The following is a 14,829-nucleotide window of genomic DNA, read 5'->3' on the forward strand; positions in this document are numbered from 1 at the left end:
GGGCTGGGAGGTCTGGCTGGACGGCATGGAAGTGACCCAATTCACCTACTTCCAGCAGGTGGGCGGCATCGAACTGCGCCCGGTTTCCGGGGAGATCACCTACGGACTGGAACGCCTGGCCATGTATCTCCAGGAGAAGGAGAACGTCTTCGATCTGGAGTGGACCGACGGGGTGCGCTACGGCGATGTCTTCCATCAGGCGGAGGTGGATTACTCCCGCTACAATTTCGAAGCCGCCGACTGTGACCGGCTGTTCAGCCATTTCGATGATCACGAGAAGGAGGCGTTGCGCCTGCTCGATCCCGCCCGTGGGCCGGTTCTGCCCCAGCCGGCCTACGATCAGGTGATCAAGTGTTCCCACCTGTTCAATCTGCTGGATGCGCGTGGTGCGGTCAGCGTGACGGAACGTCAGCGGTTCATCGGTCGGGTGCGCAATCTGGCGCGCCGCATTGCCGAGGCCTGGGTGGCGCAACGCGAGGCGTTGGGCTATCCCCTGCTCAAGGGAGGCGGTCAGCCATGAGCGAACTCTTTCTGGAAATCGGCTGTGAAGAGATTCCCGCCCGCATGCAGGCCGCCGGCGCGGCTTCGTTGCAGGAGCGGTTGAGCGAGGCGTTGCAGAAGGTCCGTCTGACCTTCGACTCCCTGGAAGTGCAGGTCACCCCCCGTCGATTGATGGCGGCGGTGGCCAATCTGGCCGAGCGGCAGCCCGATATGGAAGAACTGCGCAAAGGCCCCCGGGTGGAGCAATCCTTCGATGCCCAGGGTCAACCCACCAAGGCGGCGGAAGGTTTCGCCAAAAGCTGCGGGGTGGAGATGTCCCGCTTGGAACGGGTGGCCACGCCCAAGGGGGAGTGTCTGGCTTTCCGGGACGTGCAGCAGGGTTTGCCTTCGGGACAGGTGCTTCCGGGGGTGGTCGAGGCGGTGGTGAACGGTTTTCCCTGGCCCAAGTCGATGCGCTGGGGTAGCGGGGAGATGCGCTTCGTGCGCCCCGTCTTCTCCCTGGTGGTGCTGCTGGACGGCAAATCCCTGCCCGTGACCCTGGACGGCATCGTCTCCGGCAAAACGGTGCAAGGACATCACATCCTCTCTCCGGGGCCGTTCAAGGTGAAGGGGCTGGCCGATTACCGCAAAGTGCTGCAGGCCAACAAGGTGATGCTGGATCGGGAAGAGCGCAAGGCGGCGATCGTCAAGGGCGCCCGGCGCCTGACCGCCGATCTGGGAGGTGAGGCCGTTCTCGATGAGGGCCTGCTGGAGGAGAACGCCGGACTGGTGGAGTGGCCGGTGCCCATGCTGGGCCGTTTCGACGCCAGCTATCTGACGGTGCCGCCCGAGGTTCTCATGACCGCCATGAAGAACCATCAGAAGTATTTCCCGGTCAGGAAGGCGGACGGCAGCCTGCTGCCCTGTTTCGTGGTGGTCTCCAACGTGGAGGTGGACAACCCGGCGGTGCTGGTGCGCGGCTACGAACGGGTTCTGAAGGCCCGTCTGGAGGATGCGGCCTTCTACTGGCAGGAGGATCGCAAGATTCCCCTTCCGCAGCGGGTACCCGCCCTGGAGAAGGTGGTCTATCAAGCCCGCCTGGGCACCTTGGGGCAAAAGCGCCGCCGGCTGGAAGATCTGGCCGCCTTCCTGGCGCAACGGGTCGCCCCCGCTCAGGTGGAGATGGTTCGGCAGGCGGCCCATCTGGCCAAGGCCGATCTGGTGACCGGACTGGTGGGCGAGTTTCCCGAATTGCAGGGCCTCATGGGGGGCTATTACGCCCAGGCCGCCGGTCTTTCGGATACGGTGGCCAGGGCCATCCGGGAGCATTATCAGCCCCAGGGGGCCGGAGACGACCTCCCCGCCAGCGAAGGGGGCCAGCTCCTGGCCCTGGCCGACAAGATCGATACCCTGATCGGCTGCTTCGGTATCGGGTTGACCCCCACGGGCACCAAGGATCCCTTCGGACTGCGCCGGGCGGCTCTGGGCGTTCTGCGCATCATCCTGGGCGCTTCCCTGCGGCTGCCCCTCAAGCCGGTTCTGGAGGCCGCCTGGGAGGGTTATGCCCGCTTCGGCGAACCACTGGAGCAGGCGGGTCCGGCCACCACCACGGCGGTGCTGGAATTTCTTTTCGGGCGATTGAAATTTCATCTCAAGTCGGACGGGCTGGATTACGATCTGATAGATGCGGTCCAGGCTCTCGGTCTGGATGATCTGGGCGATGCGGTCTCCCGTATCCGGGCGCTCGCCGATTTCAAGCAGCTCGATTCCTACATGGCGCTGGTTGCGGCCAATAAACGCATCGCCAACATCCTCGACAAGGCCCCTCTCAACGACCTGGGGGCGGTGCAGACGGCTCTGTTGAAGGAGCCCGCCGAAAAGGCGCTGCACGGCGATGTCGATTATTATTCCCGCCAGGCCCAGGTTCAGGTGGGCAAGGGGGCGTATCAACCGGCCCTGGAGGCCCTGGCCCAGTTGCGGGAGCCCATCGACGCCTTCTTCCAGGACGTGTTGGTCATGGCCGAGGATGCGGCGGTGCGAACCAACCGGCTGCGGCTGTTGCTCCAGGTTCGGGAAGCGTTTCGCAAGGTGGCTGAGGTGAGTCTGCTTCAGTTGCCGGAAGAGTAGGTATTCACAGCCCATTCGCCCGGCAAGGAAGCTTGCGGCGCTGAATTCACCAGATGGACAGGCCCAATAGCGGGAGAGGAGATGGCTTCGCCGAGGCGGACCATTCCACGGGGAGATCGAGAACATGTCCAAGAAGAACGTCTACATTTTTGGGGACGGCAAGGCCGATGGGGATGCCACCCTGCGCAACCTGTTGGGCGGCAAAGGGGCCAATCTGGCGGAGATGAGCCGTTTGGGCCTGCCGGTTCCCGCAGGCTTTACCATTACCACCGAAGTGTGCGCCCACTTCAGCGGTCATGGGGGTGAGTATCCCAAGGGACTGAGCAAGGAGGTCGACGAAGCGATCAAGAAGGTGGAGAAGGTGATGGGAGCCCGCTTCGGCGACGCCGCCAACCCGCTGCTGCTTTCGGTGCGCTCCGGAGCCCGTGCCTCCATGCCGGGTATGATGGATACGGTACTGAATCTGGGCCTCAACGAGGAGACCGCCGCCGGCCTGGTGAAACAGACCGGCAACGGGCGTTTCGTCTACGACTCCTTCCGTCGTTTCGTGCAGATGTATTCCGACGTGGTGCTCGGGGTGGATCACTCGGGCTTCGAAGCTCTGCTGAACCGCAAGAAAGCGGCCACGGGCAAGACCCTCGATACCGAAATGAGCGAGGAGGATTGGCGCGATCTGGTGGGGCAGTTCAAAGAGCGCGTCCTGCTGGAGACCGGAAAGGCCTTTCCGGAGGATCCCCGGGAACAGCTATGGGGAGCCATCGGCGCGGTTTTCAACTCCTGGATGAATCAGCGGGCCATCACCTACCGCAGGCTCAACGACATTCCCGAAGAGTGGGGCACCGCCTGCAACGTGCAGTCCATGGTTTTCGGCAACATGGGGGAGAACAGCGCCACCGGGGTGGCTTTCACCCGTGACCCGGCCACCGGCGAACGCCGTTTTTACGGCGAATTTCTCATCAATGCCCAGGGCGAGGATGTGGTGGCGGGGATTCGCACGCCGCAGCAGATCACCCTGGTGGGCAAGGAGCGGCAGGGCAGCGATCTGCCCAGCATGGAAGAGGTCATGCCCAAGCTCTACAAGGAGCTGTGTGACATCTATGCCAAGCTGGAGGCCCACTATCGCGACATGCAGGACATGGAATTCACGGTGCAGCAGGGCAAACTGTGGATTCTGCAGACCCGTACCGGCAAACGCACCACCCGTGCGGCACTGAAAATCGCCGTGGACATGGTTCGGGAGGGATTGATCAAGAAGCGGGATGCGGTGAAGCGGGTCGATCCCAAGACGTTGGACCGTCTCTTCCATCCCATGCTGGATCCCAAGGGTAAGCGCACCGCACTGGCCAAGGGGTTGGCCGCTTCTCCCGGCGCGGCTTCCGGGCGGGTGGTCTTTTCGGCGGACAAGGCGGAGGAGCTGTCCAAACAGGGTGAGGATGTCATTCTGATCCGGGACGAGACCAGCCCCGAGGATATCCATGGCATGCATGCGGCCCGTGGCATCGTCACCGCCCGTGGGGGCATGACCTCCCACGCCGCCATCGTGGCGGTGGGCATGGGGCGGCCCTGCGTGGCCGGTTGCAGCGCCCTGCGCATCGACGAAAAGGCGGAAACCTTCCAGGTCAAGGATACCGTCGTCAAGGAAGGCGACTGGATCACCATGGACGGCTCCACCGGTGAGATTTTTCTGGACAAGATGGAGACCTTCCCCTCGGAGATCTTCCAGGTGCTGGTGGAGGGTACCCGCAAACCGGAGGATTCGGAGGTCTATCAGGATTTCGCCGCCCTCATGGGTTGGGCCGACGATCTGCGCCGTTTGCGGGTGCGCACCAATGCCGACACCCCGACGGACGCCATGTTGGCCCGTCGTTTCGGCGCGGAAGGCATCGGCCTGTGTCGCACGGAACACATGTTCTTCGAGGCGGAGCGCATCATTTCGGTGCGCAAGATGATTCTGGCGCACACCATCGAGGAGCGTCGCGCGGCGTTGGCGGAGATTCTGCCCATGCAGCGTTCCGACTTCGAGGGCATTTTCCGGGAGATGCGGGATCTGCCGGTGACCATCCGGCTGTTGGATCCCCCGTTGCACGAGTTCATTCCCCACGATGCCAAGGGGCAGAGCGAGGTGGCCAAGGCTCTGAAGGTGACGGTCAAGGCGGTGAAGGACCGGGTGGAGGCCCTCAAGGAGTTCAACCCCATGTTGGGGCATCGGGGCTGCCGGCTGGGTATCACCTATCCAGAAATTTACGAGATGCAGGTGCAGGCCATTATGGAAGCTGCTTGCAACCTGATCACCCGTGAAGGTTTTTCCATCACTCCCGAGATCATGATTCCGCTGGTGGGCAACGTGAAGGAGCTCTCCTTCCTGAGGGATCGTTGTGTGGTGGTGGCGGATGAGGTTGTGGCCAAGGCCGGGGTCAAGGTGAAATATCTGATCGGCACCATGATCGAGCTGCCGCGGGCGGCGGTGACGGCGGATCGCATTGCCCGGGTGGCGGAGTTCTTCTCTTTCGGCACCAACGATCTGACCCAGACGACCATGGGGCTGTCGCGGGACGATGCGGGCAATTTCCTGGGCCGTTATCTCGAACTGGGCCTGATGGAGAAGGATCCCTTCGTTTCGCTGGATCAGGAGGGTGTGGGCGAGTTGGTGCGCATGGGTGTGGAGAAGGGGCGTTCCACCCGTGCCGATCTCAAGGTGGGTATTTGTGGGGAGCATGGCGGGGATCCGGCCAGTATTCACTTCTGTGAGCGGGTGGGATTGGATTATGTCTCCTGTTCGCCCTTCCGGGTGGCGATTGCCCGACTGGCGGCGGCCCAGGCGGCCTTGGCGGCCAAGGGCCTCTGATAAAAAAGGCTCCCGAAAGGGAGCCTTTTTTGTTTCGGGGGGCGTTGTAAATCGCCCTCTACCGAGCAGATGTATATTTCTAATTATTTGACTTTCAATATGTTATCTTTTAAGTATCAAAAAAAGGAAATGTTCTATCCTTTGACTTTTCTGTTTTTCTTTCCTTTTCATTAGGGTATTCATTATCCGTTTCCTCCGCATATTTTCCTTCCGCGAATCGAGCGGAGGTTTGGCTTATGCGGAACTCCTTGCTGCTTCGCAGGCGAATAAGCGGATGAAGGCTGGCGCATAACGACCTCAAGGCCTTACCGGAAATCCCGATTCGGCCTCCTTCTTCCGAGGCGATCTCGTATTCATGTCCGGGGGAATGCATCGGCGGCTTTCACGCGACGAAAACGGTCAGCCACCCTGTCCGTACTCCCTGAATATATTTCCGGAATACGAACAGGGTCGCGTATGGACTGCTTTACTTCTTTCCGGCCCGCCGGGCGGCATTGTCCCGGATTTTGTTGTCCAGTTGCACCAGCATTTCATCCACCGAAGAGCGGGAGAGGATCTGCTGGAACTGGCCCCGATAGTTGCTGCCCAGGCTGATTCCCTCCAGGATGACGTCGAAGACCTTCCACCCCTGAGAGCCCTTTATCAATCGATAGGACATCTTGTATTCGGCGGACGGGGTTTTCACCACGCTGTCGACTCGGGAGGTGTTCGGTCCTTCCGGGACATCTTTCAGGAACTCGATGGTCTCCCCGCGATAGTTTTCGATCTTGTCCAGGTAGGAATCCTCCAGCAATTGCCGGAAGGTGACCACGAAGCGCTCCTTCTGCTGGGGAGTGAAGTTGCGCCATGCCGGTCCGACCGCATTGGAGGACATGGCGGCGAAATCGAACTGGGTGTAAATCGTATTGCGCAACAGGTTGCGACGTTCGTCCACCCGCGAAGGGGCGGCCAGGCCCGGATCCCGGAGAATGGCGATGGCTTTGGAGATGCTCTCCTGCAGGCCGGTGAACTGGGTGGCGGCCCAGACGGAGCCCTGAAGAGCGATACACACAAAGAGAGCCAGCCCGATACGATGTTTCATCTTGAGTTCCTTCCTCACGGTTTCTGCATGCTGCCGTGGATGAACTGACTGATCAGTTCTTCGAAGTTGACGGCAGGTTCGGTTTGAGAGAGACGTTCGCCGGACGAGAGGATACGGTCGCTGCCTCCCGGAGAGACCTTGATGTACCGGTCTCCGATGAGCCCCTTGGTGCGAATGGAGGCGATGGCGTCTTCCTGGATGGGGACGGTGGGATCGATGCGCATGACGACTTTGGCTTCGTAGGAAGCGGTGTCGATGGCGATGCTGGCCACGCGGCCCACTTCAACGCCGGCGATTTCCACGGAGGCGCCGGGTTTGAGGCCCGACACCGAGGTGAAATGGGCCACGATGGGTACCTGATTGCCGCCGACGGCTTCGAAACGGGCCAGACGGATGGAGAGCCACGCCAGGGCCATGATTCCGGCCAGGGCGAAGAGACCGACGGCCATTTCAAGTTTGACGCTGCGCATAGCCTGATCCTTTCACATCACTTTGATGGGGCCTTCGAGGCTCCCATGAATAAACTGGCGAATGACCGGATGCTCCGAGTGACGTATCTTCAGGGAGGGTCCCGATTCGAGAATACGTCCCTGATGCAGCACCACCGCATGATGGCACCAGTTGAAGATCTCCGGCACGGCGTGACTGATGATCACCATGGTATAGCGACTGCGTATGAAGGTGTCGCAAATGAGATGGTGAATGGAATGCTCGATGATGGGGTCGAGTCCGGCGGTGGGCTCGTCGAGCAGAATGATCTCCGGGCGGGTGACCAGGGCCCGCGCCAGAGCGGCCCGTTTCATCATGCCGCCGGAGAGTTCGTCGGGAAACTTGGCGCCCATGCTGCCCAGGTTGACCTCTTCCAGCGACTTTTTCACCCGTTTGCCGATCTCGACTTCCGGCAGTTCGCGTTTTTCACGCAAGGGAAAGGCCACGTTGGCGAAAACGTCCATGGAATCGAAGAGGGCCCCCCCCTGGAAGAGCATGCCGAAGCGCTGGCGCACCGCGTTCAGGGCGCGTCCCGACAACCGGTTGACCGGCTGTCCGCCGACCAGGATATCGCCCTGTTCGGGGCGCATCAGGCCGATCATGTGTTTCAGGGTGACGCTTTTGCCGCCGCCGCTGACGCCGATGAGGGCGGTGATCATGCCTTCGGGAATCTCCAGATCGATGCCGTCGAGAACCTTGCGGCCGTCGAGGGTCTTGTGTACCCCCTGAAAGCGGATGGCGGCCTTGGGGGTCGTGGTGCCCGCAGCATAGGCTTCCCGTTCCCGGGTCAGCTCGGCTTTCAGGATGTCGAGCAGGGTGGATTGGGAGATCAGTCCCTTTTCCACCAGCAATTCACCCACCAGATCCGGATCGAAAGAGGATCCCTGCTGGACAATGAGCTGTTCCAGGGTCACACTGTTGAGCAGGCCTTCCCGGATCAACAGGGAGCCGATGCGGCCCGGATCGATGGTCGGGGTGGAGGAGGAGAGGGTCATGATAGGTCGATTCCCGCCGCTGACTCGATTCAGAGCATGATGGAGGTGATGAAGTAGTCCCAAACCAGCACCAGCACCGAGGAAAGAACCACGGCCCCGGTGATGGCCTGGCCCACGCCTTCGGCACCTCTCCGGGTCATGTAGCCCTTATAGGTGCAGACCCAGGCGATGATGACCCCGAAACTGAGGGCTTTGATGAGGCTCATGGTGATGTCCTGCATATCCACCTTGGCTTCGATGCCGCCGAAATAGGTGCCGCTGCTCAACCCCAGCAGGTGGACCGAAACCAGATAGCCCCCGAAAATGCCCACCACGTTAAAAATCAGGGTCAACAGGGGCAGGGCGATGATGCCGGCCTCCAGGCGGGGCACGACCAGATACTTGATGGGGTTGATGCCCATGGCCTCCAGGGCGTCCATCTGCTCCTTGATGCGCATCACCCCGAGTTCTCCGGCCATGGCCGATCCGGCGCGACCGGTGACCATGAAGGCGGAAAGGACCGGTCCCAGCTCCTTGATGATGGAGAGGGCCACCATCGGTCCCACCAACCCTTCCGATCCGAAGCGCGCCAGGGTATAGAATCCCTGTAGAGCAAGTACCATACCGGCAAAAGCTGCCGTGAGGACGATCACGAACAGGGAACGATTGCCGATGAAGTGAATCTGCTTGAGCAGATTCCGCCAGCGGAAGGGGGGGACGAAGAGGAGGGTCAGGACGTTGAGCAGAAAAAGAAGCATGCGCCCCATCTCTTGCAAAAGGTCCAGAATAGCTTGTCCCAGGCGGGTTGGCAGTGTTTTCATGGGGATCGGGAAGTGGCCTTTTTCTCCCTCCGCCGCAACGAGGGAGTCTGGATTGGAAAGGGAATTGCAGAATAGCGGATTGCATATTCGGGGATTATTTCCCATCATCAAGCACGTTGGCAAGGATGGAAGGCCCATGTACCGCAATCAGGGTGCGTTCATGAAACCATCGATATCGATAATCTGTCTGTTGACGGGGTGGCTCGGGCTGCAACCGGCCTGGTCCGTGGAGTCTCCTCCCCGACCGCCACAGCCTGTGGCCAAAGCGGCGGGAACGGGGAACCAGGTCATTTTGGCCGCATTGGACGACCTTCCCCTGGAGGAGATGTGGGGTACCTCGAACGTGGGCACTGCCGCGACGCCAGCGGTGCGGGATCCGCTGGAGAAGGTCAACCGCGTGGTCCACGAGTTCAACGACGTGGTCTTCTCCTACGTCCTGAAGCCGGTGGTCAAGGGCTATGCCGCGGTGATTCCCCCCGGAGGGCGTGAGGCGGTGTCCAACTTTTTCGACAATCTGGCCATGCCCATTCATGCCAGCAACGCGCTGGCTCAGGGGAAGGGCAAACAGTCCGCCATCGAAGTGGGTCGCTTCGTGATCAATACCACCCTGGGGGTGGGGGGCATATTCGACGTGGCGGGGGAGAACTTCCACCTCGTCGGAAAGCGGGAAGACCTGGGGCAAACCCTGGGCTACTACGGAGTCGGGGAGGGGATCTATCTGGTGCTGCCCTTCTTCGGGCCCTCCAGCGCACGCGATGCCGTGGGCAAGGTGGGAGACTCCTTCCTGGACCCGATCAATTATGTGACGGACAACTTCGAGCAGGCGGCGGCCATCCATGCCTTCGAAATGGCCAATACCTTCTCCTTCCGCATTCAGGAGTACGAGGATCTGAAGGCCATGTCCCTGGATCACTACCTGGCGGTGCGGGATGCCTACATCAAATACCGCCGGGAAAAAATTGCCCAGTAGCCGGATGCCGTGACGATGATCCGAAGCGGAGTTGTCCTCTGTGCGCTGCTGCTGTTGAGCGGATGCGCCGCCAACGGGGTCGGGGAGAAGAAACCTCCCGGTTTCGAGTTGTCGGATCTGGCCAAAACCGATGTGAACCTGGTGGTGGAGACCCATCAGCGGGAGGTGTTGAACCATCTCAAGCTGTTGATGCTGAAGCTCTATCGCCGCAACCCTCGGGAGTTGGCCAAAAGCGGGACGTTCAATGCCGAGGAGCGGGTGGAAAAGGTCTTCTCCCGCGACCTCGACTGGCGCTTCGAGGAGCTGGAAAACAAACTGGGGGCCGATTGCATCCATCTGGTGTTTGAGGAGTCCTTCAAGGGCGACCGGGTTCTGGCTTTCGGAGTCGGTCTGGTCTCCATGACGCTGGCTTCCTACAACGACAAGCGGGCGTTCTTCCTCCTGGATGACCTGGATCCGCAGAAACTGCACAACAGCGCCCGCAATCTGGAGCTGGCGGCCTGGAAACTGGGGCAGGGCAAAGACCGGCATGGGGAACCTTTCCTGCTTGCCAACGAGACGGAAGGCCCCGTAGTGAATTTGAGCTTTGAGCGGCTCTTCGGGAAGATGATTGCCGTCCAGGATACCATGTCTCTCATCGTGGCGCAAAAGACCAAACGCGCCATCAAGCAGGCGATTCAGTTTGTCGCGTCGGCGGTGTTTCTGCCCATCTGATTCCGGGCAAGGGTGAAAATCGGTAAAAAGGGGTCGAGCTTTGCGGGGCGTGTTGAGAGGCATGCCTTGTCTCGTTATACTGGCATGAGTGCGAGCGGTAACTCAATACAGGGTGGGGTGGTTTCGATGAAGCCGAAGCGGTACCTGTGCCAATGTCTGCTGGCGATCTGCCTGATGGGGGCCCCCGTGACGGTATGGGCCGGGGAGACCGCCACCGCTGGTGGGGAGATGGATGAAATCTACCGTTTGGTGGAGAGTCGGGACTATGACCAGGCTCTGCGACGCCTGGACGTGATGTTGCGCAAGGATCCCAAGAACGTTCCGGGTCGTTTTTTGATGGGTGTGGTGCTGACGGAGCAGAAGCGTCGCGACGAGGCGATCAAAGTCTATCGCAGTTTGACGGAGGATTATCCCGAGTTGCCGGAGCCCTACAACAATCTGGCGGTGTTGTATGCGGAACAGGGGGGCTTCGATCAGGCCAAGGAGGCGTTGCAGAAGGCCATTCAAACCCATCCCACCTATGCCACGGCCCATGAGAATCTGGGGGATATCTACGCGCAGATGGCATCTCAGGCCTACGGCAAGGCCCTGCAGCTCAATCGCGGCAATGCGGCGGCCCAATCGAAACTGGCGGTGGTGAAAAAGCTCATCGCCCAGCCGCGGTCGCCGGTTCCCGCCGGCGGTGGTGCTGCGGGAGACGCCATTCTGCAAGCCAAGGCGGAGGCGGAGAGACAGAAGCGGGAAGTGGCGGAAGTGAAAGCCCGGGAGGAGGAGCAGAGGCGCTTGCGCAACGAAGCGGATCGCAAGGCCCGGGAGGAGAATGCCCGTCTGGAGTCCGAGCGTCGTAAGGAAGAGGCGCGCCTGGCCGCGGAACAGCGGAAGGAGGAGGCCACCCGGATCGAGGCGGAACGCCGCAAGGAGGAGTTGACCCGCCAGGAAGCCGAACGCAGACAGGCCGAAGAGACGCGGTTGGCTGCCGAACGCAAGAAGGAAGAGACGGCCCGTCAGGAAGGGGCACGTCGCCAGGAGGAGGCCGCCCGTCGGGAAGAGGCCGCGCAACGCGAGGCCCAGAGACAGGAAAGCCTCCGTTTGGAAGCCCAACGCAAGAAGGAAGAGTCCCAGCGGTTGGAAGCGGAACGCAAAGAGGCCCAACGTCTGGACTCCGAGCGCAAGAAGGAAGAGGCCGCCCGGCTTGCCGAGCGCAAGAAGGAGGAGGCCACCCGCAAGGAGGCGGCCCGCCTGGAGGCGCAACGTCGCAAGGAGGAGAGCGCCCGCCTGGATCTGGAACGCAAGAAGGAGGAGGCGGCCCGACAGGCCCGCATCATGGCCCAGCGTTCCATGGACCAGACCCTGACCGCTGTGGACGAGGCGAGTCGTACCGGACATCCCTTGCCGGTTTCGGCTGGGTCAGGCGGTTCCCTGAACGACGGAACGCGGGAGGAACTGGAGCGCACCGTGCAGAGTTGGGCCCGATCCTGGGCCGGCAAGGATGTGGAGGGTTATCTGCAACACTACTCGAACCAGTTCAAACCCGATACCCAAGGCAACCTGGCCGCCTGGAAGAAACTGCGTAGCGAGCGACTGCTCAAACCGCGCTTCATTCAACTGCAGGTGTGGAAATTGCGCATGAAGGAAGCGGGAGAGGGGCAGATGAAAGTCACCTTCTCCCAGACCTATCGCTCCGACAATGTCAAGGATACGGTTGAAAAGTCCCTGTTGATGAAACAGGAAAACGGGGCCTGGAAAATCGTTCGCGAAATGGTGGAAGGCAATTGATGCCCGCTGCCCCTGGATGGATTCCGCATGGCCACTTTTCGGGATAAGGTGGCGCGATTTGAAGGAACTCTCCGCGGTCTGTACGGGATCGTGATGGTGCTTGTATGCATCACTTCGGGGTGGGCGGCCTCGGTCAGCGAGATTCTCGATCCGGAGCAGGGGTTGGGCGTTCTGCAAAAAAAGGTTGCCGAACCGGAGCGCCTCTTCCTGCGGGGTTTGCAGGCGGTGCTGGATGGGAAGATCGACGAGGCCATTCGCGAATTCAAGGAGCTGATCCGCCTCAAACCCGACTTCCGTCTGGCCCAGTTGATCTATGGCGATCTGCTCATGGCCAAGGGGGGGGTGGTCCGGGAATTCGGTCAGGTTCCCGCCGTGCCCCGGGAGCGTATCGAGGAATTGCTGCACGAGGCGCGAACCCGGGCCCACGCCCTGTTGAACGTCAAGCCGGATGAAGCCTATCCCGGTGCCCTGATCCACTTCTCCCGACGGGAGAGTCACGCCGTTCTGGTGGATCTGGAGGCCTCGCGTCTTTACCTCTACCGCAACCGGGACGGCATTCCGGAATTGACCTTCAATTTTTACGTCTCCACCGGGCGCAACGGGTCGGAAAAACGTACCCAGGGGGACAAACGCACGCCGATCGGTTTGTATTTCATCACCGATCTGGTGCCGGGGAAAAAACTGCCGGATTTCTACGGGGCCGGCGCTTTGCCCATCAACTATCCCAACGAGTGGGATCGTCGGCAAGGCCATTCCGGTTTCGGCATCTGGCTGCACGGTTCCCCCCTCGACACCTACAGTCGGCCACCCCGGGCCAGCGAAGGCTGCGTCGCCCTGACCAACCGGGATTTCCGTACCCTGGAACGCAATGCGGGCATCGGCACCCCCGTGGTGATCAGCAGCGGGGTGCAATGGACCAGTCAGTGGCAATGGCGGGTGGAGCAGGAACGTTTTCTCAAACTCCTGGAAGGCTGGTTCGCCGATTGGCAAAGCCGGGATACGGAGCGCATCCTGCGTCACTATTCGGAGCAGTTCAGCAACTTTCGCCTGAGTTTCCGGGATTGGCGCAGCCATCTCAAGGAGACCCTGGACAAGTGGCCGGGGGGCGCCTTCCGGGAGGAGGAGATCAGCATCTTCCGTTATCCCGGCACCGATATGGTGGTGGTCACTTTTCCCCAGGAGCAGAAGGGGCGTTTCCAGGGCAACCGGCTGTTGCGGCGGCAGTACTGGCGACTCGAAGGGGCGGATACCTGGCGCATTGTCTACGAAGATACGGGTTAGAAGATGACGGTCGAGGCGATTCCGGGCAGCAAGGGGGAGGGGGATCGTCGCCTGAAGGCGACGGTGTCGGCCCATGTCATCCTCGTGGAGCGCACTTCTGGAGGTGAAGAGCGCATCCTGCTGACGCAACTGGCCTATCGGGACCAGCGCAACGGCAAGTGGTGTTTTCCGGGAGGTTTCGTGGATGCGGGCGAAACCCTGGAAATGGCCTTGCGCCGGGAGGTGATGGAAGAGATCGGCGTTCGTCTTCACAGCGTGCGGCAGGTGGCGGTGGTGCCGCTTTTCGAGTTGATCGTGCCGAATATCGGCTTTCTTTATGTGTGTGAATCCTGGGAAGGCGAACCCCGACGCCTCAGCCACGAACTGATGGAGACCGCCTGGGTGGATCGGGAGGCTTTCCGGCTGCTGGAGGCCCAGGGACAACTGGCCTATGCCCAGATGGCCGTTCAAGTGGTTGGATTGGGCTGGTGATCTCTCCGATAGAGGACGATACCGACCCGATCGATGTGGTCCCGCAACGCCGCATTGCCGATCATCTCGTAGCTTCGGACATCGAAGCGGTAGGGCAGGGGCAACTCCTCCAGGGCTTCCGCCAGGCTTTCCGCCTGTAAGGCATTTTCCAATCCCGTCACAGCCAGATCGATATCCGATCCCGCATGAAAGCTGCCTTTGGCTCGGGAACCGTAGAGAATCACTTCCCGAATGGTAGCGAACTCCGAGAAGAGACGTTTCATAGTCTCCATCTCCGTTGTGGTCAATCCCGTATTATTCATTTTCCAAGATCGTGTTCATAAAAAAAGTATGCAATCGATCAAATGCCGGAAAATAACGAGTATTCAGAGTTTGCAGGAGGGTATCGAACACTTTGTGGTCGTAGGTATGGGAAAGAAGATTGCGATGCAGCATCATATCGATCCAGATTTGGGCATCGTCGAGCATGCGGGCCGCGAAGGCCTCCTTGATGACCTGACGCGGTGTTACAGGGGCAATGACCAGGCCATTTTCTTCCAGGAAGTCCTTGAGGGTTTTCCAGGCAAGCTCGAAGGCGCGTTCAAATCGCTGCACAGCCCCCTCTTTTTCCAACTGAGAGAGTTGTTCCAGGTCGCGCTCCTGGATTTCCCGCAACAGCAGAAAGGCTCGGTCGAAATTGCGGAAGCGATGCCGCCAGCGGATATCAGGATTCATGGCCGGTATCTGTTCCGGTATACGGGGTTCGGGGGGGGATTATCCCCCCCGACGGGTCCAGGGCAGCGCCCTGGGACGTTTCCTTT

Annotated in this window: 14 protein-coding genes; 8 read left to right on the forward strand and 6 right to left on the reverse strand. The window is 60.6% G+C overall.

Annotated features, from left to right (window positions below; all coding sequences use genetic code 11):
- The 3 genes from HQL56_11685 to HQL56_11695 all read left to right on the forward strand — a co-directional run.
- Positions 1 to 520, forward strand: a 520-nt coding sequence (locus tag HQL56_11685) for a glycine--tRNA ligase subunit alpha (protein ID MBF0310179.1), incomplete at its 5' end; no start/stop codon positions are given.
- Positions 517 to 2,607: a glycine--tRNA ligase subunit beta gene (locus tag HQL56_11690; GenBank protein MBF0310180.1), complete on the forward strand. Its 2,091-nt coding sequence runs from the start codon at positions 517 to 519 to the stop codon at positions 2,605 to 2,607. The genes HQL56_11685 and HQL56_11690, both read left to right, overlap by 4 nt.
- 124 nt (positions 2,608 to 2,731) lie before the next feature.
- The gene (locus HQL56_11695; protein ID MBF0310181.1) at positions 2,732 to 5,452 is read left to right on the forward strand and encodes a pyruvate, phosphate dikinase; all 2,721 of its coding nucleotides are present in this window, start codon (positions 2,732 to 2,734) and stop codon (positions 5,450 to 5,452) included.
- Between the two features lie 466 nt (positions 5,453 to 5,918).
- Here HQL56_11695 and HQL56_11700 read toward each other — a convergent pair whose 3' ends face one another.
- From HQL56_11700 to HQL56_11715, 4 genes are read right to left on the reverse strand one after another with little or no spacing between them, the layout of a single operon-like run.
- Positions 5,919 to 6,533, reverse strand: a complete 615-nt coding sequence (locus HQL56_11700) for an ABC transporter substrate-binding protein (protein ID MBF0310182.1) — start codon at positions 6,531 to 6,533, stop codon at positions 5,919 to 5,921.
- Positions 6,534 to 6,547: 14 nt separating this feature from the next.
- Positions 6,548 to 7,003, reverse strand: coding sequence for an outer membrane lipid asymmetry maintenance protein MlaD (mlaD, locus tag HQL56_11705; protein MBF0310183.1), 456 nt, complete (start codon positions 7,001 to 7,003; stop codon positions 6,548 to 6,550).
- 12 nt (positions 7,004 to 7,015) lie between these two features.
- The gene (locus HQL56_11710) at positions 7,016 to 8,017 is read right to left on the reverse strand and encodes an ATP-binding cassette domain-containing protein (GenBank protein ID MBF0310184.1); all 1,002 of its coding nucleotides are present in this window, start codon (positions 8,015 to 8,017) and stop codon (positions 7,016 to 7,018) included.
- 29 nt (positions 8,018 to 8,046) lie between these two features.
- Positions 8,047 to 8,817 (reverse strand): ABC transporter permease, encoded by a 771-nt coding sequence (locus HQL56_11715; protein ID MBF0310185.1) that lies wholly within the window; start codon positions 8,815 to 8,817, stop codon positions 8,047 to 8,049.
- 160 nt (positions 8,818 to 8,977) lie between these two features.
- On the opposite strand from HQL56_11715, the gene HQL56_11720 reads away from it, so the two are divergent.
- The 5 genes from HQL56_11720 (at position 8,978) to HQL56_11740 (ending at position 14,029) form a co-directional block, all read left to right on the forward strand.
- Positions 8,978 to 9,787, forward strand: a complete 810-nt coding sequence (locus HQL56_11720) for a VacJ family lipoprotein (protein ID MBF0310186.1) — start codon at positions 8,978 to 8,980, stop codon at positions 9,785 to 9,787.
- A 15-nt stretch (positions 9,788 to 9,802) separates the two neighbouring features.
- On the forward strand, positions 9,803 to 10,501 hold the full coding sequence (locus HQL56_11725) for a hypothetical protein (protein ID MBF0310187.1): 699 nt from the start codon (positions 9,803 to 9,805) through the stop codon (positions 10,499 to 10,501).
- 174 nt (positions 10,502 to 10,675) lie between these two features.
- Complete coding sequence (locus tag HQL56_11730; GenBank protein MBF0310188.1) at positions 10,676 to 12,277, forward strand: tetratricopeptide repeat protein; 1,602 nt, start codon at positions 10,676 to 10,678, stop codon at positions 12,275 to 12,277.
- 27 nt (positions 12,278 to 12,304) lie between these two features.
- Complete coding sequence (locus HQL56_11735) at positions 12,305 to 13,558, forward strand: L,D-transpeptidase (protein ID MBF0310189.1); 1,254 nt, start codon at positions 12,305 to 12,307, stop codon at positions 13,556 to 13,558.
- 3 nt (positions 13,559 to 13,561) lie between these two features.
- Entirely contained in the window at positions 13,562 to 14,029 is a 468-nt protein-coding gene (locus tag HQL56_11740; GenBank protein MBF0310190.1) for an NUDIX hydrolase, read from the forward strand.
- On the opposite strand, the gene HQL56_11745 is transcribed toward HQL56_11740, so the two are convergent.
- Together HQL56_11745 and HQL56_11750 are read right to left on the reverse strand one after the other, a co-directional pair.
- Positions 14,005 to 14,331, reverse strand: coding sequence for a nucleotidyltransferase domain-containing protein (locus tag HQL56_11745; GenBank protein ID MBF0310191.1), 327 nt, complete (start codon positions 14,329 to 14,331; stop codon positions 14,005 to 14,007). The two genes, HQL56_11740 and HQL56_11745, sit on opposite strands and share 25 nt — an antisense overlap.
- A complete protein-coding gene (locus HQL56_11750) occupies positions 14,324 to 14,743 on the reverse strand; it encodes a nucleotidyltransferase substrate binding protein (GenBank protein MBF0310192.1) in 420 nt (139 codons plus the stop codon). Before HQL56_11750 ends, HQL56_11745 begins: the two co-directional genes overlap by 8 nt.
- Positions 14,744 to 14,829 lie beyond the last annotated feature (86 nt).

It is taken from the genome of Magnetococcales bacterium (assembly GCA_015231925.1).
GTDB lineage: Bacteria > Pseudomonadota > Magnetococcia > Magnetococcales > JADGAQ01 > JADGAQ01.